The organism is Moorena sp. SIO3I6 (assembly GCF_010672095.1).
The window spans coordinates 1-1,180 of record NZ_JAAHHU010001533.1 but is presented as its reverse complement, the minus strand read 5'-3'; the positions used below and the strand labels follow the sequence as shown (position 1 = coordinate 1,180).

Sequence of the window (1,180 nt, the reverse complement as noted above, 5' to 3'; positions counted from 1 at the left end):
TTAACTAGACCTCTAAAGCTCATCTAACAATCAGTAAATTTAAATGTCAGTTAGCTTCAGTTTTGTTAACTTCAGCCAACCAAAAATTATTATACACAGACTTATAGAAAGAAGACATAACCTTAACCAAATAAGTAACAAATCTTCAATATTTTTTAGACTCATAGTTCTAAATCCTAGACGCAGTAAAGGATTCAGTAATTTTAAATAAGCGACGCATCAATACAAGGACTTGACAATTTTTACGAAACTTAGTAAACATAGGGGACTTGACATTAATAATTATTTAATTTTTAGTTAAACTTCCAGTTACTATCTTGGGCTCCAACCAATTAGTCTCTCTAGGAATTAAAATATTCAGTAATTTTCGGTAAAGTACTTGACAAATAAAGATTATATGTTAATAGTATCTATTAATATTAATAGCAGTCTAAGTAAAGGTTAAGACATATTTCTGTTCCCAGATCCGCTGTTCCCTGCTCCCAGATCCGCTGTTCCCTTTAAACGAAAATACTATGTCATAAACTATATTTACCTTGCTATAAAGCGCAGGGCTATAGGATTTAGGATATTACTCTGAAACTATCTCCATTGGTAACACTACTGTAAATGTCGTCTTTCCAGGCACCGACTCCACCTCAATCTGACCCTGATGTTTATCCACAATCTTTTTGACAATATCTAGCCCCAAACCACTCCCTTCTCCAGGGGGTTTAGTCGTAAAAAAAGGCTGAAATATTTTCGGTATAACATCCGGGGGAATTCCTTTACCACTATCAGTGAAACTGACTTTTATCTGATCATCCTGCTGTCTAACATCAATGGTTAAGGTTCCCTTACTCTCCATAGCTTGAATGCCATTGTGAATCAAGTTCGTCCAAACTTGATTAAGTTGGTCGGGATAGCAAAGAATAGCAGACAAGGAATCGTCATAATTTCTGATCACATCTACACCATATTTTAGTTGGTTATAATAGAGAGTTAAAATAGTATCAATTCCTTCAATAATATTTGCCTCTGTCTTGTTACCACTAGAATCATCATGGGCATAAGTTTTCAGGGCAAACACCACTTTAGCAGCTCGTTCAGCAGCGGTAACAATGTTACGGGTACTGGTTTGGAGATTAGCAAATTGATAGGCAGTTTGTAAAATTTTTTCTCCCTCTGGGTCTTTCAGTAG

1 protein-coding gene is annotated in these 1,180 nt (G+C 35.4%); it reads right to left on the bottom strand.

The window, feature by feature from the left end; translation table 11 throughout:
- Positions 1 to 571: 571 nt before the first annotated feature.
- Positions 572 to 1,180: ATP-binding protein (locus F6K49_RS50960; protein WP_293110542.1), on the bottom strand; the 609-nt coding region annotated here is incomplete at its 5' end.